Genomic DNA, 20,755 nt, shown 5'->3' with positions numbered 1-20,755 from the left:
ACAACTCCTTCATTCCGTCAACTGAATTCGATTCTTCTTGATGATGTCTCGGGCCTTGTCGACTTCCGCGTTCAAATGCACCTTGAACTGGGATGGCGCCATGGGTGTGGGAATCACGCCTTCGGCTAACAGGCGCTCCCTGAAGCGGGCTTCTGCCAGCAACTTGGCCACCGCGTCATTTACCGACTTGACGACTTCGGCGGGAACCCCTCGCGGCGCGAAGAAACCCATCCCGCCGTCGATGCTGTACCCCGGGAATCCGGACTCCGCGACCGTGGGTAGGTCTGGGAGCTGGGGAAACCTCACGTTGTTCGCTACAGCGATCGGTCGCAGCTTTCCCGCGGCCATGTGCGGCTTGGCGAGAGAGTACGTGGCAAACATCGCATCAAGTCGTCCGCCCAGCATGTCCTGCATTGCCGGTCCCCCGCCCTTGTACGGGACGTGTATCAACTTGACGCCAGCGAGCGCGTTGAGCTGCTCGAGTCCTAAGTGGTAGGAGCCGCCAATCCCATTCGTCCCGACCGTGAGGCCATTCGGGGCGGTCTTCGCGTAGGCCAGGAAGCTCTTGAAGTCGGTAACTGGCAGACCTGCGCGAACAACAATCAAGTTCGTGTTCGGGCCGATGTAGGCGATGGGCGTCAGCTCCTCGGTCAGGTCGACCACGTCCGATCTGCCAACGGCCTTCGCCGTGACCAACCCCGCGTAAGCCGAGAACAGCAGGACACTTCCATTGGGCTCGGCTCGGGCTACGATGCCGGCTACGAGCACCCCACCGGCACCTGCTTTGTTCTCAACGATGAGGTTTCCCAGACCCTCGAGGTTGCTGGTCACCAACCTGGCAACCGTATCTACTGCCGCACCTGGCGGGAAGCCGCAGTACACCGTTACGGGCCGCTTTACCGGCTGAGCTTGTACGCCCAGGCTCGCTAAGCCAGCAACGCCGGCGGCGGCACCAAGCAGCCTGCGACGGACCAGCATTTCTCTTGAAGTCACAACAGTCTCCTTGTTCTGGACGAGGGGAACGCCACCGCTCTCCACTCCCCTGTTCTTCGGTGTGGCAGCTCTCGCGCTCAATCGCGAAAGCTCGGATCCTTGCGATCGAGCATGCGCAGCATGGCCGGCCACTCCTTCACCCCATACGGCCGTCGCACGGTGGGATCAAAGAGCCGCGCCGTCAGGTTCTGGATCTCCTCGCTTGGGGTCTCGAGTTCCGTGTTGCAACTCATCGCGTCTATCTGGATCTGGCACGCGCGGTCCAGCGACAGCATGGCGTTGAACGCCTCAGCAGTGGTGCTTGCACAAGTGAGCAGCCCGTGATTGAAGAGGATCAATGCGTTCTTGTCGCCAAGATGCCGCTGCAACCGGGCTCGCTCTTCCAGATTGATTGCAGGGCCTTCGTACTGGTGGTACGCAATCCGGCCATGGAATCGCATTGCCTTCTGACTGATTGGCAGCAGGCCGCACTTCAAGGCCGAGAGTGCCGTGCCGGCACGCGTGTGGGTGTGAATGACGCATTGCACGTCCGGGCGCGCCTGATGCACTGCGCTGTGAATGACATAGCCCGCCGGATTGATGTCGAGATCGTCCGCGGCCCGGTCAATGATCTGACCTTCGATGTCGATCTTCACCAGGCTCGAGGCCGTGACCTCATCGAACGTCCAGTGATACGGATTGATCAGGAAATGCTCGGTGCCTGGGATTCGCGCGCTTGTGTGCGTGTTGGTCAGATCTGAGAGCCCCATCCGCTCGAGAAGGCGATAGCACGCCGCCAGATTGACGCGGGTTTCCCACTCCACTTCGGAGCAACGAGATTTGAGCGATGGAAGCTCTACGCGACCGATGGACATTCTTAGTCTCCTTTTGCCAAACAATCTGTGATGAGGTGAACGGACGCGCACTGGGTGGCGTCCACAGGCTACGGCCGCTTCAGCTCAGAACGGTCTCTTCAAGAACGCACTGCCTTCCGCGAGTCTTCGTGCGGTTCGAATTACTACGAGCCTGCGGACCTTGGAACCGTCCGACTCGAGGTCCGCGTCTACGTTGATGACCCCGGAGGGGTGCCCGAAGGTCAACGTCGTACCCCCGCGGCGTGCATCGTTGGCTGCGATCAGCCGGTGGGGAAGACTGCCTGGCAGCCGGCATGCAACGCCAGTTGTCGCCGTCAGTGTTCCTGCAAGAGTCTTGCTGGCCGAGCCCGAAGCGTACTGGCGCACGACGAGATCGAAGCTCTCGGCAGCTACCAAGTCACTCTGGGTGCAAGTGCGATAGGACTGGGGACCGCTCAGGACGATGAGCATTGGCGTCGACGGTGCCAGTCGACTGTCCCAGTATTCGCGCAGTCCACAGCGATAGGCCACGACCTTTCGAATCGCGTCCATGCGCGCCTTGAGCTCTTCGTTCGAATCGATTTGATCGGGAGATTCGACGCCACTCATTCCGAGCGATGAGTGATGAACGTAAACGGCCAGGTTCGGACCGTCAACGATGGAGGCTTCAACGTGGCCCACGCCTGGCACGTCCAGGAGATCCAAAACATTGCCGGTAGGGAGCAGCGTTCCCGTGATTGATCCCACTGCCTCGGCAAAGTCGAGTGAAATGGGAGCCCCTGTACCTGGAACTCCACCAATTTGTGCATTGCCCACCGTGACGGGCCTGCCCTGCTTCACCGGAACTTCAACGCGAACGACGCGATTGGTGTTGACCGTGTGAACTCGGACGACGGTCGTCCCTTCCACGGGTGCCACGAATCCTTCTTCAATCGCGTAAACGCCCACCGCGGCGGTCAAATTCCCGCAGTTCAGGTTGTAGTCCACCTCAGGACGGACAGTCCCTACTTGGCCAAACAGATAGTCGACATCGGTACCCCCTCGACTCGGCGGTCCGATGATTGCCGCCTTGCTGGTCAGCTTGTCGGCCCCGCCGAGGCCATCAATTTGACGGCGATCCGGGCTGCCGAACAGGTCGAGTAGCAGGTCTGTCAACTTCGCCCTGTCGGAAGGCACGTCCTCCTCCTTGAGAAAGACGCCCTTGCTTGTGCCTCCGCGCATCAGCACAAAGGGAAGTTTTTCGCGTGACACTGCGCGTTCCTTAGCCGGCGCGTTGGAAGCGAGGGATCGAGATCTCCGGGGTCACCGGATCGAAGACCACCTGCACCCGGTCGCCAACTTTGACCTCACTGGGAGGGAGCCCGACCACATTGCTGATCATTCGGGGGCCCTCTTCGAGCTGGATCAAGGAGACGTTGTACGGTACGTCACCTGCAAACGCCTGGTTGTAGACCTGGTGGAAGACGATGCTGGAGTAGACAGTGCCTCGCCCAGACACTGCCTTCCATTCGAACCGGTCGCTAAGGCAATGCGGGCAGACGTGATTGATGGGGTACCGTACTTTCTCGCAATCGGCGCAGTGTTGCAGTGCCAGCTTGCCGGAGCGCGCGGCGTCCCAGAAGGGCTTGTTGCTTGCCTCGAGGGACGGAAGCGGCTTCGAGTAGTTCAAGGTTTCAGTCATTGGTGAATCTCCTCAGGCGGGGCACAAGATCATTGCGTTCGAGCAGTTAAGCGTCATGCCGCGGCCGGTCACCAGGCAGGTCTCCGCGTCCTTCACCTGGCGATCACCGCACTCACCTCGCATTTGTCGGACGCCTTCGACGACATGGAGCCAGCCTTCCATGTACGACTCCGAAAGGTTCCCGCCGGCCGTATTGACGGGGAGCTGCCCACCCAGTTGGATCCGACCACCTTCGGTGAACGGACCGCCTTCGCCCACGCCGCAGAATCCGGCGTGCTCCAGCCAGAGAATCACGCTCATGGAGAAGTTGTCATAGAGCTGGGCGACATCAATGTCTTTGGCGCTCATGCCGGCCATTGCGAATGCGCGGTCCAAGGCATCCTTCTGGTGAGGTACGTACCACCAGTTTTCCCGCTCCATGTTCTGTGTGGTGTAGGCCTGGCCCATGCCGGAGATCAGAACGGGCTTTTGCTTCAGATCTTTGGCGCGCTCGGCCGACGTCAGAATCACACACACACCACCGTCGCTGATCAAACAGCAATCGAGCAGATGGAACGGCTCGACAACCCAGCGAGAGTTCTGGTGGTCATCGATGGTGATGGGGTCGCGCATCACAGCGTTCGGGTTCATGGAAGCGTGCTTCCGGCATGCGACCGCGACATTGCCAAGGTGGCGACTGGTGGTCCCATACAGCGCCATATGCCGGCTTGCCGCAATGGCACTGTTTGCGGCAGCACCGAACATCCCCCAGATGCCCCAGGAATCGCCCCAGCCAGAGGCGCGCGAGAACCGATAGTTGCCGGTACGTGCCGTATCGGCAAAGACGCAGGCAACGTAGTCGGCCATCCCGGATTCGATCGCCATCGCTGCGTTCTGGATCAGGGCGCCGCACGTGCCTCCGCCCATCGTCATGCTGCCCGTGTACTTTGGATCGATACCCAAGGTCTCGCCCATCCTCAGGTAGTTCAGCGAAGCTTCCGGCGAGGTGGTGCCGGGCATGGTCAGCAAGCCGTCGATCTGATCCTTGTGCAAACCGGCGTCATCTAGCGCGCGTTTGAAGGCTTCGGTTCCGAGCGTAATAGGGGTAGAGCCCGGGAGCTTGCCTTGCGCCGTCGCTCCGACGCCAACGATGGCAATTTTGTCTTTCAATGTGTTGGTCATGGTCCTTCAGTTCTCCTTAGCGTCCTCGGTAGACAGGTGGGCGCTTCTCTTGGAACGCACGCCTGCCTTCAATGCGGTCTTCCGTGTCTCTCAACATGCTGAACACGTAGCTCTCCATTGCGATGGCCTGGTCGAGGGGCAGGGACGAGCCATCACGAACGAGTCGCTTCACGGCTCTCACGGACAGCGGCGCGTTCTGTGCGATGCGGTCGGCGATCGTCAATGCTGTGTCGAGCAACTGCGCTTGAGGCACGACCTTGCTGACCAAGCCCATGCGCAGGGCCTCCTGTGCGTCAAAGCGCTCGCCCGTAAGCAGCATCAACATCGCGTCGCTTCGGCCTATTAGCCTGGGCAGGTTCTGGGTTCCACCCGCGCCAGGAATGCTTCCGATGCGAACTTCGGATAGCGCGAACTGCGCGTTGTCAGAGGCGATGCGAACGTCGCAGGCCAGCGCCAGCTCCATGCCGCCCCCCATCGCATACCCGTTGATGGCGCAGATGAACGGCGTGTCGATGTCCATGCCAGCAAGCAGATGGTTCGAATCGACCTGGCCGAACGCCAACTGAGCAGTGCTTTCCTTGGGGGGCATGGTCTTCTTCAGATCCGAACCCGTGCAGAAGGCTTTCTCGCCGCTGCCCGTGAGGACGATGCACCTTACCTCCGAATCCTGCGCGGCTCGACGCCAGGCATCCCGCAGTTCGGCCCGCGTCTCCGTGTCAATCGAATTCATGGCTTCGGGACGGTTCAACGTGACGATGGCCACGCCTCCACGCTTTTCGTAGAGCAACGACATTTCTGTCTCCTTCAGTGATTCTTGGGAATGGCGAGGTCGAGCCAACGACGCATCGATACCTGATCAAGCGACAGCGCACCCTTGATCACTTGGTCGACGTCAAGCGCGGCACCGCCCCATGAGAAGCAGTCTCGGACCTTGGTCTCAAGCTCCTGCGAGGTGAGCGGAGCGCGGGCCGATCCACGGAGAACATCGACGCGCTTCTCGAGCCGCTGGCCGCCGCGCAAGGCAATCTCGATCTCTGACCAGCGAGGGAACGTCGGTCCGTCGTGCTTGTCGTCAGTCGTGACGCGAGAGAAGAACGCCTGCGCGTCGGGACGGCGCACGGCCTCGTCCGTGAAACTCGACAATGTCACTGATCCGTCCAGCAGAGCCGCTGTCACGGCGTACTGCATGCTGAACTTGGCTTCCAGACCAGTCTGTGGGCGCAGGTGAATCAGCGGCGTCAGGGCACCTGCACTCGCATGGATATGTACCGACTCCACATCCGCCAGCGTCACCTGGTGGCTGGCCTGGAGGTCGAGCACGCCGTCGAGCGTCAGATGGGTCGCGTAGCAAAGCGGATATTTCTTGACCTCAATTCCGCTGGAGACGATCTCAAGCGGGTGTTGCCCCAGCGCTTGGAGCTGGGGAAGCAGCTCTTCATTGTGGGCGTAGAGTTCCATGTACCCGAACGGCCCATCCAGAGCGGCTTCGGCTGCGTCGAACCCCTCGGCGGCCAAGAGAGCTGCACGCAGGCCGGCCGCGTTGCTATGTGCAGCCTGGAATGACTTTGCGTGGGTACCAAAGTTCGCGCGGCAGCCGGAGGCCTGAGCGACCGCCAGGCCGACGGCATGAGTAGTCCGTTGCGCATCGAGCCCGAGCAACCTTGCGCACGCGACCGCTGCACCGATGACCCCGATGCTCGAGGTCGAGTGCCACCCTTGGGCGTAGTGCTTGACCGCGATGGCTCTCGCCAGCTTGCAGATCACCTCGAATCCAGCGACGTAGGCAGCGATGAACTCTGTACCGTCGGCGCCCATGGCCTCAGCGAGCCCGATGAGCGCAGGAATCATCGCAACGCTCGGGTGACCCCGCAGCGGCGACGTGACATCGTCGTAGTCGAGGACGTGCCCTGCCACCGCATTTGTCAGGGCGGCCATTTCTACGGGCAGCACCTCACCAGAGCCCCAGTCCCGCGCAGCGCGGCCAGGCGCGGCGAGCGCACCGGAACGCGCATAGCGCAGAGCAAGCGTGTAGGCATCCTCGGTCCTGCCAGCAACGGCTACCGAGTAGGTATCCAGCAGAACCCGGCCAACAGCTTCCACGATCTGCTGGGGCGGGCTCTCCAGCCGAAACGTGGATACGAACTCCCCTATGAGTCGGGCAGCGCTCACCGGAGTGGTCATTGCAGAGCTCCCTGCGATCTCAGCGCCTCGATCTCGTTGGGCTTCAACCCAAGCATCGACTTGAGTACCTCGTCAGTGTGTTCACCGAGAAGAGGCGCGGGACGATTGGGATACCCCGGCGTCCGCGACATCCGGAACGGCAACGCGTTGTAGACGGTACGGCCCATCTCTGGATGCTCGAGGTAGACCCAGTGGCCGCGCGCCTGCAGCTGCGGGTCCCGCAGGACATCTGCGGCGTCGTGGACCGGCGCGGCAGCAACTCCACTGTGCTGCAGCTGCATTGCCAAGGGTTCAGCGTCATGGCCCGCCGTGATAGTGGAAAGCAGCGCGTCGAGCGCTTCTCGGTGCTCCCACCGGCCGACAGATGTGCGGAACCTGGCGTCCTGCCCCAGGGCGGGATGCTCCAGCACTTTGGTCAACGCCGACCAAGCCGCTTCCGTAGCCGCGGAAATCGCAATCCAGCGATCCTCGCCACGTGTCGGGTACACGCCATGTGGAGCAGCCGTGATGTGCTGATTGCCGACGCGGCCGGCAACGACGCCGTTGGCCGTGTAGTTGAGGACTGCCGGTCCCAAGAGGGCGATGGTGGGCTCGATCTGAGCGACGTCGATGAACTGTCCCACGCCAGTTCGGCGACGGTGACGCAGGGCAGCGAGGATGGCAAAGGCCGAATGCGCCGGATTGGGCACGTGATCCGGGAAGTTGGTGCCCGTACCCGCTGGATCAAGTTCCGGGCGGCCGCACAGATGATGCAGGCCGGTGACTGCGCCCATGGTCAAACCGTACCCCAGGTACTTGGACTCCGGCCCGGTTTGACCATGCATGGACATCGAGATGTAGACGAGGTCCTTCTTGAACTCGCGAACCGCTTCATACCCGAGGCCAAACTTCTCCATCGTGCCGGGGGTGAAATTGTTGGCAACGACGTCGCTCTGGGCGATGATTTCGCGTGCGAGCTTCCGTCCTTCCTCGGACTTCAAGTTGAGCGTGACACTGCGCTTGCTGGAGTTGCGATCAGCGAAGTACCCGCTTCGATTGAGGCCTCGGATGCCGCCTTGGAATGGCTTGGCATCTCGCAGGGTGTCGATGCGCTCGGTGCTCTCGATCTTGATGACGTCTGCACCGAAGTCCGCAAGGATCTTCGTTGTGTACGACCCGGCACCAATCCAGGTGAAATCAGCAACCGTAATGCCGGCTAGTGGAAACTTGCTCACGCGATCACTCCCTCACGCAAAAGAACTGCCTGCTGCTCGTTCGACAGGCCAAGCTCCGCCAGAACTTCATGGGTGTGTTCGCCCAGTTGAGGCGCGGGACGCCCGAGCGTCCACGGAGACTGGCTCAGTCGATACGGAGCTCCGGGGACGAAGAATGAGCGCCCGGAATGCGGGTGAACCGTCTCCTCAAAAAACTGCCGATGCGTCAGCTGCCGGTTCTGCAGCAGGTCGGCAGTCGTGCTGACTGGGCAGATCGGGATGCGGCGCCGTTGCCCCTCTTCATAGAGCTCAGCCTTGGTGCGCGTTGCTGCATAGGGAAGGAAGATGCCAGCGAAGAGCTGCTTGGCTTCCGCTGTTTGGAGGAACGCATGATCGAACCAACGGTCGTTCAAGAGCTCCTCGGCGCCGGTCGCCCCGGTTTCCACGAGCCAGTTGGCGGTTGTCTTCCAGAACTTGTTGGATGCAACGCCGCCGGCCATCAGGTAGATCATCCCGTCACCGCAGGGAAAGACACCGGTCCCCGCCTGGCGCTGCTCGCCGCCGTTACGCTTTCGGATAGAGCCCTCGAGCTCCACGAACTGCACTGCGTTCTCGAGCGCCATAGCGACGCTTTCCTGGACGGAGACGTCGATATGCTGGCCGGTCCTCGGCTCCGACTGTCCCTCGACTTCCCATAGGGCCATCATTGACGCAACTGCTGCGAATTGAGCAGCAGACAAGATTGCCTGATTTCCGTAGGGCGCGGTGGGAGCCATTTCGGGATAGCCACCGAGCGACAGCAGTCCGCCGAACGCCAATGTGACAAGGTCTCCACCTTCGAACTGCGCGTAGGGCCCCTCCTGACCAAAGGGAGTGATGCTGGTGACCACGAGCGATGGATTGGTCTGCGACAACGATTTTGCGTCGAGGCCTCGCTCTGTCATCAGCCCTGGACGCTCGCTTTCGATCACCAGGTCAGCCCCGCCTGCAAGCTTCAGCAGAACGTCCTGACCCGCACCTGAATCCAGATCCAGTGCGATGCCGCGCTTTCCTTGGTTGAAGTAGGCGAAAGACAGGCTCGTTTCCGGATGGGCGCTCCCATCGATGAACGGGGCCTCTCTGCGCTGGCTGGAGCCAGCAAGCGGCTCTACGAGCAGAACATCTGCGCCAAGTTGCGCGAACAGCTTGCCACAATACTGTTCGGCGCCACCGGACAAATCGAGGACTCGAATTCCCGCCAAGGGACCGAGTTGGGGTTGCATTACGTCTAACGTCATCTTGGCGTCGATCGTAGGTTCGGGCACTGCTCAAAACAATCTGTCCGCGGGTCAATAGCGTCCATATAGTGAGAATGCACAGGACGACCTTCGATCGGCTGGCCTCCCTTCGAATCTCGCTATATGGACGTATTCATGTCTCGACCCAGTTCCCAGCGCGCGCCGGCTACCAGAAACTTGAGTCAATCATTTCCAGGAGCCTCAAGTGACCTTCAATCCGCGCCGTAGGCAGTGCATGCACATGGCCGTCGCTTCTTTTTGCCTTGCCTTCGCCTCTGCGTCGAACGCTCAAGACTTTCCAACCAAGCCCATTCGACTGATCGCGCCCTTCGCTGCAGGCGCAAGTACCGACCTGCTCGCCAGAACAGTCGCGCAATCGATGTCCAAGGACTTGGGGCAACCTGTCATCGTCGAGAACAAACCCGGCGCGGGTGGCATTCTTGCTGCCGAGCAAGTCGCCCGCGCCGCACCCGATGGGTACACGTTCCTGCTGACCTCTGCAGGTATCGTGACAATGAACCAGCACATCTATCCGAGGCTGCCGTACGACCCGATCAAGGACTTCACGCCGTTGACCATTGCAGTCCGCATGCCAATCGTTACGGTGGTGCATCCGTCGCTGCGAGTGCGAAATGTTCAGGACCTTCTTGCGTACGCGAAGGCGAATGCCGGCAAGCTGAATTACGGCTCCGCTGGAACCGGCACCTCCCAGCACTTGGCCGGAGAACTGTTCAAGTCGATGGCGAATGTGAGCATGCTGCATATCCCGTACAAGGGAGGTGCCCCTGCGATGAATGACCTACTGGCTGGGCAGGTGCAACTCATGTTCGTTCAGGTGCCTTCGGCGCTACCGCAAATCAAGGCCGGAAAGATTCGAGCGATTGCCGTGGGTAGCGACAAGCGAGATCCAAATCTGCCTGATGTGCCGACCGTGAGCGAGAGCGGCGTGAATGGCTACAACTCCGATACCTGGTATGGTTTTGTGGCCCCAGCGGGAGTTGCCGAGCCGATCCTTCAAAAGCTACACGCTTCAATCGTGAAGGCATTGAAGGAGAACGCATCGCGCTTGCAGGAGCAGGGCTACATCGTTGATGGAGGCTCAGCCAAACAAATGGGCGACACGATCAAGGCCGAATCAAAGAAGTGGGAGACCGTGATCAAGGCAGCGGACATCAAGCCGGAGTAGTGCCGAAGGCGACTTTGAATGCACTACAAGCACACGTTCCGCGCTGCGAGCCACGCCCTGCGAATCTACAGCGGCCAGGGCGCACTGGCAAATTTGCCGTCTGAGCTTGCGCGCTCGCAGGCACGGCGAGCTGTGATCGTTTGCGGTCGCACTATCCGAGAAAGGTCTTCGTTGGTGAACGACGTTCTTGCAATGGCCGATGGCCGGGTCGCCGGCGTTTTTGCCGAGATCTCCGCAGGGGCGCCTCGAAGTGAGGTCGAGGCAGCTGCTGCCTATGCGCAGCGACTTGAAGCTGATGCCTTGATTGCGATAGGCGCAGGGAGTGTGACGAAGGCCGCGAGGGTAGTTGCGATTCGCCTAGGAGAGGCTGGAGCACTTGAAGACCTGGCCACTCAGTACGTTGACGGGAGGGCGGTCGGTACCAAGCTCCGGGCTCCTAAGGTGCCGATCTACAACGTGCTCACCGCGGCCACGAGCAGCCAGAACCGCTCGGGGGCGTCGATTCGCGATGTCGACGCGGACCGGCAGTTGGAGTTCTTCGACCCGAAGACTCGACCGCAAGCTGTCTTTTGGGATGCGCAGGCCCTTCTGACTGCGCCGCCTAGCCTTGTGCGCTCTTCCGCTGGGATGGAGTATTGGTGGGCATCGATGGGTCTTGCCGGCTCGTCCGACGCCAATCCGCTCGTCCTCGCCAGCCGAAGGCAGTGCTGGGAGATTGCACGCAATGCTGCCAGCCGCATCGATGACCCCACCGATTGGACAGTGCGGGCCGAACTGTGTGCCGCTGCAATGCTTCGCACCCGAGACGAAGATGACGGAGGTGCCCCGCTAGGTGCGGCCGCCGGCAGCGTGATTCGCATGCACGCCATCAGTCGGGCGACCTACATGCTCGCACAGGGCCTATTCAACAGAGGTCTGGGACCAAACCAGTCCGAAGTGACGCTGGCGGTCACCGGAGCAGCCATTCGCGCATTTGGCGACCTCTGTCCAGAAGCAGTTTCGGACCTTGGTCGACTGCTGGGTGCGAAGGACGAGTCATTGGATCACGTCGCCGATGCAGTCGAGGTGGCCCTCAGCATGTATGGGCCCAGTAGACGTCTCACCGGGCTTCAACTAACCCAGCGTGCCACTGACGCGGTACTGCAGGAGGCGCTACGAACGTTCAACTGCAATGCCGATGGCTGGATGAACGACAAAACCGAACGTCTAGCACGGATGCTGAACTCTGTGACCTCAAATTAACCGTAAGCAACTGAAGTCAATGAACCGAAAGCAATTCACCAGAGTGCTAGCTACGCTGGCAATGTCCGCGGTAGCCATGAGCTCGGTCAACGCACAAGATTTTCCGACCCGCCCGATCAGGATGATCGTTCCGTTCAATCCTGGCGCATCAGTTGACACCATTGCTCGCTACATGGCTCAGTTGATGGCAAAACGCTTGAATCAGCCGATCGTTGTGGAAAACAAGCCAGGCGCAAACGCAGCGATTGCGGCACAAGCAGTCGCCAATGCTCCGGCCGACGGGTACACGCTCTTCTTTGCGTCGGACTCGGCACTTGTATTGAATGGCCTGCTTTACAAGAAGCTGGGTTACAACGCGGATCGGGACTTCGCCGCGGTGGCCTTGGCTGCAAACGTTCCGTTGGTCCTGCTCGTGAACGCCTCGCTACCGGTCAACAACCTTCAGGAGTTCATAGCCTATGGGAAGGCGCACCCAGGGAAGCTGAACTACAGTTCCACAGGCACGGGAGGAGCATTTCATCTCGCAGGCGAGATGTTCGCACAGGGTACGGGCATCGACATGACACATGTCCCCTATACGGGGGGCGCTCCGGCAATCCAGGCGTTGCTCGGAGGTCAAGTGCAGGTAATGTTTGGAATCGTGGGCTCCTCGTTGCCCTACGTGAAATCAGGAAAGCTCAAAGCCCTCGCTCTTGTCACCAAGGAGCCTGTGAATGTCCTTCCCAACGTTCCGACGCTGAAAGATGTCGGCTACCCGGGCCTGGAGGCGATGGTGAGGTATGGCATGGTGGCCCGCAAATCCACTCCGCCTGAAGTTCTGGCAGTCTTGAATGATGCGGCCAACTATGCACTTTCTGATCCTGGCTACAAGGAACGCTTCCTGGGCGAGGCCTATCTCGTTCCCGCACCTCACAAGCCGTCTCAGTTCGACCAGATCCTGGCTGAGGACAAGGGCCGGTGGTCTGCGGTGATCAAGGCCAAGAACATCACTTTGGAGTAACTCAATGGCTGCTCAAGGCTATACCAGGGTGCCCATTCACCTGCGAGACGTGTCCTACCGAACCTTCCTTCGCAAGGATGAGCTGTGGGACATTGAGGGCTCTCTCTTGGACACGAAGGGGTACGACCAGATGGCCACCGAACGTGGCCACCTTGCCGCGGGCGATCCCATTCACAAGATGAAGATCCGCTTGACCATCGATGATGATTTTGTCATTCGAGAGGTATCCGCCGAGATGGAGGCAACCCCTTTTGGAGAGTGTCAACAGGCCAAGGCTCCACTTGAGAAGCTGATTGGACGCTCGATCAAGTCGGGTTGGCGCAAGGTGATTGCGGAGACGATGGGAGGCGAGGCCGGCTGTACTCATTTGCGAGAGCTGCTCTTCGGGATGGGAACTGCTGCCTTCCAGACGGTTGGCCGATACCGGATGCATCAGCGTCGGCTCGCGGGCATTCCTGAGAAGGTGATGGCAACACCAAAGGCCCCGCTTGGCGAGTGCCTGGGCTGGGCATTCGACGGTGAGCCGGTTCGGCGCTACAGACCGGAGTTCTTTGGCTGGCGCCCTCCGGAGACGCCTACCTCGGGTCGCTGAGTCTTTGCAAGAGGCGCCTGCTCTCTTTCAATCAGCGCAGCCTGGATAGCATCGACTGCTCTACGCAGCACCTCAGCAACTTCTTCTGCGCGTGCCTCCGGCATCCGACTTGACACAGTTGACACACTGACCGCCGCGATGGAAGACCCGCCTGGATCACGAATAGCTACGGCGACCGTTCGCACGTCGGGCAACTCGATCACCTTGCTGTAGACGTAACCGAGCATGCGTGCTCGCGCAACGTTCCTGCGAAGCGAGGTCTCGGAGTACCGCGGAAACCGCTTCAGGGTGCGTTCAAGATTGCTGCGGCAGACTCTGTCGAATTCGACGTTGTCCATCGCGCTGAGGATCGCGCACGAGCCTCCTCCCACGGTCAGTGGTCTACGCTTGCCGACGTCGAGAACGTACGCCTTGATTGGTGCGTTGCCTTCGGCCCTATCAATGCATACGCCATCCAGACCAGAGCGCTCTGTGAGGAAGACAGTATCGCCGGTGAGCTGAGCGATGCGCTCCAACTGCGGATGGCAAATGTCTCGCAATGCGAGCTGTGGAGACGCCGCCAAACCCATTTCGTACATCGCGGGACCCAGAAAATAGCGACGATTCTGGCCGTCTTGCCGCAGCAGCCGTTCCGCGACCAGCGCCTGCAGTAGACGATGGGCCGTCGGTCTCTCGAGCTGGGCGGTGCGATAGAGGTCCGCAAGGCGCAGGCCCGAGCGCTGCGAGGCAGCAACCAGGCGCATCAGTAGTGCAACTCGCTGTACCACCTGGCTGCCCCCTCCTCCGCGTGCCGCGGACCCGCTCTCTTCTTGTCTCATCTGATGGACTCCTTTTGTCTGTCTCTGGCGCCAAGTCTAGCGTCATTGTTCCTATGATTGTCCATGTCGGACGCGAGCAGTCTGTCCACTTTATGGAACATGGTAGAGAAGGAAAGCGCAGATGAACTTTGAGATGCCGGAAACAACAAGGATGATTCGCGACACCGTGCGCGAGTTCACCGAAAGAGAACTCAAGCCCCTGGAGAGCCTCGTGATTCGACGCGAATCCGAGAGGGGTATGAAGGACGATTCGCTGTTGCCGCCGGAGGTCGAACATGCCCTGCAAGAGAAGGCTCGATCGATCGGCCTTTGGGGGATCGATGTTCCTGAAGAATACGGTGGCCAAGCCTTCGGCATGCTCGCAAAGTGCGTGGTGACCGAGCAGCTCAAGCACTCGATCATCCCATTCGTGCCTCCGCCAGACAGTCCGAACCTCTACTTGCTGAAGGAGCAATGCAAGGGAGCTCAGATCGACAAGTATCTGATGCCCTATGTCCGCGGAGAAAAGAAGAGTTGTATTGCCCTGTCCGAGGAGGGAGCGGGTTCGGATGCGGCGGGAATCCGCACCCGCGCCGAGCGACGCAACGGGAAGTGGGTGATCAATGGCGCCAAGATGTGGATCAGCAACGCAAGGCGCTCCCACTTCATGATTGTGGTGGCCGTTACCGATCCATCCAAGGGCTCAAGAGGAGGCATGACAGCATTCCTCGTGGATCGCGACCACCCAGGCGTGAGCATCCCAACCTCCTACCCGATGATTGGGGAGTATCACCCGTATCAAGTGTTCTTCGACAACGTGGAACTGGACGACGGCCAGGTCCTCGGGGAAGTGGGCAATGCGTTTGTTCCCATCACCAACCGCCTGGGCGTGCGGCGCCTGGACATCGCGTCCCGTTGTCTGGGCCTTGCCGAGCGCTGCCTGCAGATGATGATTGAGCAAGCAAACACGCGGAAGACCTTCGGCCAGCTCCTCGCGGATCGGCAGGCCATTCAATGGATGATTGCAGATAGCTGGCAGGAGCTTGAGATGGTGCGTCTGCAGGTCTATCAGCTCGCTTGGAAGATCGACCAAGGCGCGAAGGATTTCCGCCGAGATGGCTCCATGGTGAAGGTGCAAGCCACCGAACTCATTCAACGAGTCGTCGACCGCGCCATCCAGTTGTTTGGCGGCATGGGCTTGTCCAAGGAGCTGCCGCTCGAGTACATCGCGCGCTCTGCGCGTGTGCTTCGAATCGTCGAAGGCCCCAGTGAGGTCCACCGCTGGGTCATCGCCCGAGACCTCCTGAAGAACGGTCTGCCCTCGGCGTAGCAAACCAAGCTGCGGTCTCACTCCGCAGCTCTTGCCACACGATGAGCCTAATCTCATTACGGTAAGCGAGACAGGCTCGTCTTTCGTCTCCTCCGCGAACAAGCTGACGGCTGGAAGGCTGATCCATCCCATGGAGGCAACGAGTCGGGGCTGATCGACTCGCAGGAATTTTCTACAACAGCGTGAAAAATCGGGGCCACGCAATTATGTTTCTGAATGTGTCATTTGTTACATAATATAATGATCCTGGAATCATTGGCGCTGCAGTAATTCGTCTGCCCAGCGGCCACACCGTGGCGTACAGCTTCCGGAATTCCTTTCACCTTTCCATTAAATACCTTAAGTAAAATGAATAATAAAGTCTTAATGTCATTTAGACTGAGTGCACTGTCAATCGTCCTGTTGGCTGCCGGATGCGGCGGCGGTGGCGGTGGCGGATACAGCACTACCACCCCCAATCCAAGTGCCACCCGCGAGGTGTCGGGTACGGCTGCTAAGGGCATCATCCGAGGCGGCTTGGTCCAGGTTTTTGCGATTGATGCACAGGGCAAAAAAAGCACGTCGCCGATTGCGGCCGACGTTAAAACAGGCAGCGACGGCACCTTTACAGTGGCGATTCCCAATGGCGTGCTGCTGTTCGTCATCGAGGTTAGCGCAGCTCCCGGCGCGATCATAGTTGATGAAGCAACGGGCCTGGACCTTCCGGTTCCGGCCAACATGGTAATGCGCAACGTCGTGACCTTGGCCGAAGGCGCAAACTCATATACGGGCGCTGTGACTCCGCTGACAGAAATGTCAGTCAGAATGGCCGAAAAATTGCCGGGCGGGCTGACCCTTTCGAACGTGACGCAGGCCAAGCAGGGGCTGCGCGCCGCATTCGGTTTCGATCCAGAAACAGTCAAGCCAATCAATTCCAACTCGCCGCAGGCTGCCGGCGCCAGCGAACAGCAGAAAATCCAGGCGTTGATACTGGCCGCGATTTCTAAGATGAGCAAAGATGGCGCACTCGGATGCGCGCCAGCTGACCTCAAGTGCGTCGTAGAAGCGCTTTCGAACGCGGCCACCCTGTCCGGCAGCAGCATGACGCTGGGTAAGATTGGCGCGACGCTGGAAGAGGCCGCCAAGGCAGTGGCCGCCGATGACACGATCAACATGACAGGCAAGCGGGCAATTGACCTGCTGCCGGCGATCAAGGACCCTGTGGTTGTCGAACCTGTCCCGCCTGTGCAGGAGAGCGGCGTGGAAACAACCAAGAAGCTTTTCGCCAGTCTGCGCAACAATCTCAATGCCATCGCGGATGGCAAGACCGTGCTGGAGGCCCAAGCCTCCGCGATAAGTGACGATTTCAGCAGCGCTTTGGCGCCGGTCGACAAGGACTTGGCGAACTGGTTGAGCGTGCCCACCTTTGCGATCGACTATCTTGCCGATTTCAAGGCCGGCAAGGTCACAAATTCACAAGTCAACGTATCTTCGGGTGGATGCACCGTCTACAGCGACGCCGCTTACTCCGTGCCCGCGACAACGACGGCGAACGCGCTGAACATTGAATGCGCGATCAACCGAAAGTTTGTTTCCGGCTCCTATGACTCTGCGACCGGCAAGTCCACTCAAAGGATGGTTGCCCAGTCGATGGCAATCACGCCAGCCGCCGGCAACACATACCAATACACGGCACGTTCTCGCCTCCAGACAACTGTCAACGGACTGCTGACATCGACTGACACGATAGGCAAGTATGGCAATACCCCGAACGTAGCGGTCGGCACGATCACCTACGCCGCCGGGACGAATCGGGCGAATTTCTCGATTCACGGCCAGATGCCGGCGCTCACCGATGCGCAGGGCATTGCAACCGTGGACTACGAACAGTGGGACCTGGACGGGACCGTGACCACCGACTTGGCTAGTCACTCGACGACGTATGCAGTGGCTGGCACGCTTGCAGCGTACCTGAACGGTGCGCAGCTCGGCCAAGTGACGGTTAAGCCCGGTTCGCACTTGCGCGTCACATCTAACACCTCGGGTGCCGTTGAGGCCAAGGATGTGCACGAGTTCAGCCTGTCGGTTGTGGCCGAAGCTGGCACCAGCACCGTCAGTGGGGCGATCAACATGACCAACTGGAGAGGGGATAAGCAAGGCAAGCTCTATGCGCCGACCGTGCTAGCGTTCTCAGGAACGGTGGCGAAGGATGGCACCCCGCTCTTTGCCGGCGAACTGAAGTACGAAAACACCGATTTCGACAAATTCGACAGCGCGCTGCCGCCATCCGATCAGAACTTCTTGGGGCAGACAATGAACTTTTCCGGTGCGCTGTCGATTCCCCAGCGCCCGAAATTGAAGCTCAGTTTGAGCCTCAGCAATGGCGTGCAGGAGAGCGGCACCCTGTCGGGCCAGTATGACGACGGCACCTCTGTGATCAACTTCAGTGCCAAGCGCGCCGCCGGCGCGAGCTCCCCGATTACTGCCACCATCGGTAGCACGACTGGCGTGTCACTCTCGCTGACGGACCAGGATGTAGCTACGAAGAACCCGAGTGTTCCGGTGCTGAAGGACGGTGCAACGACTGCGATTCTTAATTTGAAAACCGGCGTGGTTTCCTACTCGGACGGCACGTTCGAGTCCTTGAAATAAGCCTGCTCAATTGTGCAAAGCCTGGCGGCCCACGGCCGCCAGGCTTTTTTCTTTGTCTGTTTTATGCGTTCCCTTTTTCTTGCTGGCGTGCTGACCTGTGGGATAGCCGCCTTCCCAGCCCTTGCCGGCCCCACCCCGAATGAACACCAGTCCCTGTTCTCCGACTGGGCCCCCTATGTCGAGATTGACCTGTGGCGCGCGTCGGACGCTATTCCCATCAGTGAATTCGAAAACGACTGGAGCAATGGGTTCTCTCCCCGTCGTGGCCGCAATGTTGCGTTGATGCGCAACCTCGCGGCGGCCGGTGTGGAATCGAATGACTGGCGCATCGCTTATGAGCTTCGCCAACAGGCAGCAGTCGATAGCGATCGCGAAACACTGGAGGTGGTCCGCATGTACAAACAGCGGCAGCCTCCTGCTGATTCCGCGACATTCCACGTTCATGCCGCGTACACCAATTGGTCGGCACAAGGACTGCGCGTAGGCCACTTTTTTGACTTTTCAGGCATTGCAGGGAGCCCGTTGCGACTGTATGTCAGCGGCGCCGGTTATACCGCCCAGCCGCGCTACCGTCAGGAAGAGGTATCCGGGACCGTCAGCTATTTGTCATCCGGCAGCTACGCGTTCAATGCGACGCAAACTGACTTCAACAGCCGCGGTGAATTTCCGTTCATGAAACCAATCAACGCTACCGCCACGGGCGTTAGCGTTTCGATGGCCGCTGATGTTCTACTGTCTGACGCACTCTTCCTGAAGGTCAAGATCGACGACCTTTGGAGTCGAATGCGTTGGAGCAACCTACCCGTGACTCGACGAACTATCAATTCCGACGTCTCAGGCACCGACAACGAAGGCTTCGTCAACTATCGTCCGCTTCTTTCGGGAAGGAACCAGCAAGTCGACGCATCGTTTCCAATCATGAGGTACGGCGCCGCCTCTCTGTCCTATCGCACAAACGCATGGCAGTATGGGGTGCAGGTCGAGCGCTTTGCTGGGGTGACCGTCCCGACGTTGTACGTTAGCCGAGACACAGGCTGGGGTGTTGTCTCTTTCATGATCGAAACGCGCTTCCAAACGGTAGGTTTTGGCTTTGACTACGGCAACTTCCACCTGAGCTTGCAAACCGACACCTTGAACCCGGATCGGGCCAAGGCGCAGAAGGTTCAGTTGAGCTACGTTTGGGCATTCCTCTAGCGAGCGCGTCGCGTTCGCGCCTTTGAACCCGCGGTTGGGCTGCGCCCCGATTCGCCGTTTCAAGATCGGAGCGCGGCATTGGATCGTCTCGCAGCGGGACCAGGAAGGCGGGAAGTGGCTGTTGTTCGAGGTACTGCTCGATGAGGAGTCCAGGAGTCCGACAATTACACGAGCGCATGAACCGGCTCATCGATGCCATGAGGCGCGTGCATGGCGGCGAGTGGGAATTGGGAACGCCGGCGTTTAGCCAATGAGCGCAATCTTTCGATGGCTACGGCATGATCTAGTGTGGTGCGCTCGAAGTTCTGGAACTTATAGGCGCCGGCAGGGTCCGCTTCACCCGGGATCGAACTCACACTGCCGGCCAGTAGGGCGAGGTGGATTCGCTCGCTACAGCGTGCTGTCCTACCGGAAGAGCGGCCCTGAGGCTATCGCAGCGCCCACATCCTCTCAGCGCACGACCTCGTTGGCACGCAGCAAGAGGCTTCGGGGAACCGCGACGCCGAGCGCCTGGGCGGTCTTCAAGTTGATCAGCAGTTCGAACCTATTCGGCTGCTGGACTGGGAGGTCGCCGGGCTTGGCGCCCTTGAAGATCCGGTCGACGTAGCCGGCGGCGCGGCGCGCCAGCGCGGCGATGTCCGCCCCGTACGTCAGCAAGGCGCCACCGGCGTGGTGGTAGCGCTCCGCGCCAATGCACGGCAGGCGCGCCTGCGTCGCTGCGGCCACCAGCTCGCCGCTCGAGTAGACATGCCAGCCCGCCGGGAGGATGAACAACGCGTCGGTGCCCGTGCGGGCTAGTGGCGGGATGACAGCTACGATGTCCTCGACACGGTTCAGCTCGACCCGCTGGATGCGGATGTCGAGCCGAGGCGCCACCGCCTCGATCTGCGTCAGCTCCGTCCGGTGCGTGGCGATCGAGGGCATCCAGAGCACCGCGACCTCGCGGGCCTGCGGCAGCAACTCGCGCAGCAACTCGAGCCGCTTGGCGTGCAACTCGTCGTCGACCGCCGACAGGCCGGTGACGTTGCCCTCGGGGCGCGCCAACGACGAGACCAGGCCGCTCGTGACCGGATCGCTTACCCCCGAGAACACGATCGGAATCGTGCTCGTCGCGCGCTTCGCGGCCATCGCCGCGGCGGTGGTAACACACCAGAACAGGTCAACACCGTCCGCCGCCAGCGCGACGGCATGCGCGTCGAAACCCTCCGGCTTGCCCCCGGTGTGCCGCCAGTCCATCACATAGTCGCGGCCCTCCTCGTAACCCTGGTCGCGCATGCCGGCGAAAAAGGCATCGAAGATCGGCACGACGCCGGGGCTTGGCCGCGGAAAAAACGAGAGGTAGCAGATGCGCCGCGGGCGGGCGGCTGGCCAGACGCCAACCGCAACGCCAGCGGCCGCACCGAGGACGATGAGCCGGCGCGCAACGTTGGCCGGGCGCGGATTCATGCGCCGAATCTACTTCCG

The 20,755-nt window shown here is 60.3% G+C and carries 18 protein-coding genes; 7 read left to right on the top strand and 11 right to left on the bottom strand.

All coding sequences use genetic code 11. The annotated features are described in order from the left end of the window. Window positions 1–9: 9 nt before the first annotated feature. From QTI04_RS31685 to QTI04_RS31645, 9 genes are all read right to left on the bottom strand, one after another. Window positions 10–993, bottom strand: coding sequence for a tripartite tricarboxylate transporter substrate binding protein (locus tag QTI04_RS31685; protein ID WP_286619178.1), 984 nt, complete (start codon window positions 991–993; stop codon window positions 10–12). A 77-nt stretch (window positions 994–1,070) separates the two neighbouring features. Continuing rightward, window positions 1,071–1,847, bottom strand: a complete 777-nt coding sequence (locus QTI04_RS31680; protein ID WP_286619177.1) for a class II aldolase/adducin family protein — start codon at window positions 1,845–1,847, stop codon at window positions 1,071–1,073. Between the two features lie 84 nt (window positions 1,848–1,931). Then, window positions 1,932–3,077: a PrpF domain-containing protein gene (locus QTI04_RS31675; protein ID WP_286619175.1), complete on the bottom strand. Its 1,146-nt coding sequence runs from the start codon at window positions 3,075–3,077 to the stop codon at window positions 1,932–1,934. Between the two features lie 10 nt (window positions 3,078–3,087). Next, entirely contained in the window at window positions 3,088–3,507 is a 420-nt protein-coding gene (locus QTI04_RS31670; protein WP_286605047.1) for a Zn-ribbon domain-containing OB-fold protein, read from the bottom strand. 12 nt (window positions 3,508–3,519) lie between these two features. Beyond that, window positions 3,520–4,668 (bottom strand): thiolase family protein, encoded by a 1,149-nt coding sequence (locus tag QTI04_RS31665; RefSeq protein WP_286605049.1) that lies wholly within the window; start codon window positions 4,666–4,668, stop codon window positions 3,520–3,522. A gap of 16 nt (window positions 4,669–4,684) precedes the next feature. After that, a complete protein-coding gene (locus QTI04_RS31660) occupies window positions 4,685–5,461 on the bottom strand; it encodes an enoyl-CoA hydratase/isomerase family protein (protein ID WP_286619174.1) in 777 nt (258 codons plus the stop codon). An 11-nt stretch (window positions 5,462–5,472) separates the two neighbouring features. Beyond that, on the bottom strand, window positions 5,473–6,849 hold the full coding sequence (locus QTI04_RS31655; RefSeq protein WP_286619173.1) for an MmgE/PrpD family protein: 1,377 nt from the start codon (window positions 6,847–6,849) through the stop codon (window positions 5,473–5,475). After that, window positions 6,846–8,063 (bottom strand): CaiB/BaiF CoA-transferase family protein, encoded by a 1,218-nt coding sequence (locus tag QTI04_RS31650; protein ID WP_286619172.1) that lies wholly within the window; start codon window positions 8,061–8,063, stop codon window positions 6,846–6,848. Before QTI04_RS31650 ends, QTI04_RS31655 begins: the two co-directional genes overlap by 4 nt. Then, window positions 8,060–9,304 (bottom strand): CaiB/BaiF CoA-transferase family protein, encoded by a 1,245-nt coding sequence (locus tag QTI04_RS31645; protein WP_286619171.1) that lies wholly within the window; start codon window positions 9,302–9,304, stop codon window positions 8,060–8,062. Before QTI04_RS31645 ends, QTI04_RS31650 begins: the two co-directional genes overlap by 4 nt. A 220-nt stretch (window positions 9,305–9,524) precedes the next feature. On the opposite strand from QTI04_RS31645, the gene QTI04_RS31640 reads away from it, so the two are divergent. The 4 genes from QTI04_RS31640 to QTI04_RS31625 all read left to right on the top strand — a co-directional run bounded on the left by QTI04_RS31640 (window position 9,525) and on the right by QTI04_RS31625 (window position 13,339). After that, window positions 9,525–10,505: a tripartite tricarboxylate transporter substrate binding protein gene (locus QTI04_RS31640; RefSeq protein WP_286619169.1), complete on the top strand. Its 981-nt coding sequence runs from the start codon at window positions 9,525–9,527 to the stop codon at window positions 10,503–10,505. Window positions 10,506–10,523: 18 nt separating this feature from the next. Next, window positions 10,524–11,747 carry an iron-containing alcohol dehydrogenase gene (locus QTI04_RS31635; protein ID WP_286619168.1) on the top strand — a complete coding sequence of 408 codons (1,224 nt, stop codon included), beginning with the start codon at window positions 10,524–10,526 and terminating at the stop codon, window positions 11,745–11,747. A gap of 76 nt (window positions 11,748–11,823) precedes the next feature. Further along, the gene (locus tag QTI04_RS31630) at window positions 11,824–12,747 is read left to right on the top strand and encodes a tripartite tricarboxylate transporter substrate binding protein (protein WP_286619166.1); all 924 of its coding nucleotides are present in this window, start codon (window positions 11,824–11,826) and stop codon (window positions 12,745–12,747) included. A 4-nt stretch (window positions 12,748–12,751) separates the two neighbouring features. Further along, window positions 12,752–13,339, top strand: coding sequence for a DUF2889 domain-containing protein (locus tag QTI04_RS31625; protein WP_286619164.1), 588 nt, complete (start codon window positions 12,752–12,754; stop codon window positions 13,337–13,339). Here the strand turns inward: QTI04_RS31625 and QTI04_RS31620 are convergent. Next, window positions 13,282–14,157, bottom strand: a complete 876-nt coding sequence (locus tag QTI04_RS31620) for an IclR family transcriptional regulator (RefSeq protein ID WP_286619163.1) — start codon at window positions 14,155–14,157, stop codon at window positions 13,282–13,284. The two genes, QTI04_RS31625 and QTI04_RS31620, sit on opposite strands and share 58 nt — an antisense overlap. Window positions 14,158–14,278: 121 nt before the next feature. Between QTI04_RS31620 and QTI04_RS31615 the strand changes: the two genes are divergently transcribed. From QTI04_RS31615 to QTI04_RS31605, 3 genes are all read left to right on the top strand, one after another. Next, window positions 14,279–15,466: an acyl-CoA dehydrogenase family protein gene (locus tag QTI04_RS31615; RefSeq protein ID WP_286619162.1), complete on the top strand. Its 1,188-nt coding sequence runs from the start codon at window positions 14,279–14,281 to the stop codon at window positions 15,464–15,466. A gap of 366 nt (window positions 15,467–15,832) precedes the next feature. Beyond that, a complete protein-coding gene (locus QTI04_RS31610; protein WP_286619161.1) occupies window positions 15,833–18,097 on the top strand; it encodes a hypothetical protein in 2,265 nt (754 codons plus the stop codon). A 12-nt stretch (window positions 18,098–18,109) separates the two neighbouring features. Then, complete coding sequence (locus QTI04_RS31605) at window positions 18,110–19,291, top strand: hypothetical protein (protein ID WP_286619160.1); 1,182 nt, start codon at window positions 18,110–18,112, stop codon at window positions 19,289–19,291. 450 nt (window positions 19,292–19,741) lie between these two features. Here QTI04_RS31605 and QTI04_RS31600 read toward each other — a convergent pair whose 3' ends face one another. Next, window positions 19,742–20,737 carry an ABC transporter substrate-binding protein gene (locus QTI04_RS31600; protein ID WP_286619159.1) on the bottom strand — a complete coding sequence of 332 codons (996 nt, stop codon included), beginning with the start codon at window positions 20,735–20,737 and terminating at the stop codon, window positions 19,742–19,744. Between the last annotated feature and the right edge of the window lie 18 nt (window positions 20,738–20,755).

Source organism: Variovorax sp. J22R115 (assembly GCF_030317005.1).
Classification (GTDB): domain Bacteria; phylum Pseudomonadota; class Gammaproteobacteria; order Burkholderiales; family Burkholderiaceae_C; genus Variovorax.
Note: the sequence above shows the minus strand (reverse complement) of the source record. Positions and strands in the feature narration are given on the sequence as shown.

What these genes read in the sequence shown, in the direction of transcription:
- QTI04_RS31680 (WP_286619177.1), bottom strand. Translation starts at nt 1,847, where the DNA reads ATGTCCATCGGTCGCGTAGAGCTTCCATCGCTCAAATCTCGTTGCTCC.
- QTI04_RS31670 (WP_286605047.1), bottom strand. Translation starts at nt 3,507, where the DNA reads ATGACTGAAACCTTGAACTACTCGAAGCCGCTTCCGTCCCTCGAGGCA.
- QTI04_RS31665 (WP_286605049.1), bottom strand. Translation starts at nt 4,668, where the DNA reads ATGACCAACACATTGAAAGACAAAATTGCCATCGTTGGCGTCGGAGCG.
- QTI04_RS31660 (WP_286619174.1), bottom strand. Translation starts at nt 5,461, where the DNA reads ATGTCGTTGCTCTACGAAAAGCGTGGAGGCGTGGCCATCGTCACGTTG.
- QTI04_RS31655 (WP_286619173.1), bottom strand. Translation starts at nt 6,849, where the DNA reads ATGACCACTCCGGTGAGCGCTGCCCGACTCATAGGGGAGTTCGTATCC.
- QTI04_RS31645 (WP_286619171.1), bottom strand. Translation starts at nt 9,304, where the DNA reads ATGCAACCCCAACTCGGTCCCTTGGCGGGAATTCGAGTCCTCGATTTG.
- QTI04_RS31635 (WP_286619168.1), top strand. Translation starts at nt 10,524, where the DNA reads ATGCACTACAAGCACACGTTCCGCGCTGCGAGCCACGCCCTGCGAATC.
- QTI04_RS31630 (WP_286619166.1), top strand. Translation starts at nt 11,824, where the DNA reads ATGAGCTCGGTCAACGCACAAGATTTTCCGACCCGCCCGATCAGGATG.
- QTI04_RS31625 (WP_286619164.1), top strand. Translation starts at nt 12,752, where the DNA reads ATGGCTGCTCAAGGCTATACCAGGGTGCCCATTCACCTGCGAGACGTG.
- QTI04_RS31620 (WP_286619163.1), bottom strand. Translation starts at nt 14,157, where the DNA reads ATGAGACAAGAAGAGAGCGGGTCCGCGGCACGCGGAGGAGGGGGCAGC.
- QTI04_RS31615 (WP_286619162.1), top strand. Translation starts at nt 14,279, where the DNA reads ATGAACTTTGAGATGCCGGAAACAACAAGGATGATTCGCGACACCGTG.
- QTI04_RS31610 (WP_286619161.1), top strand. Translation starts at nt 15,833, where the DNA reads ATGTCATTTAGACTGAGTGCACTGTCAATCGTCCTGTTGGCTGCCGGA.
- QTI04_RS31600 (WP_286619159.1), bottom strand. Translation starts at nt 20,737, where the DNA reads ATGAATCCGCGCCCGGCCAACGTTGCGCGCCGGCTCATCGTCCTCGGT.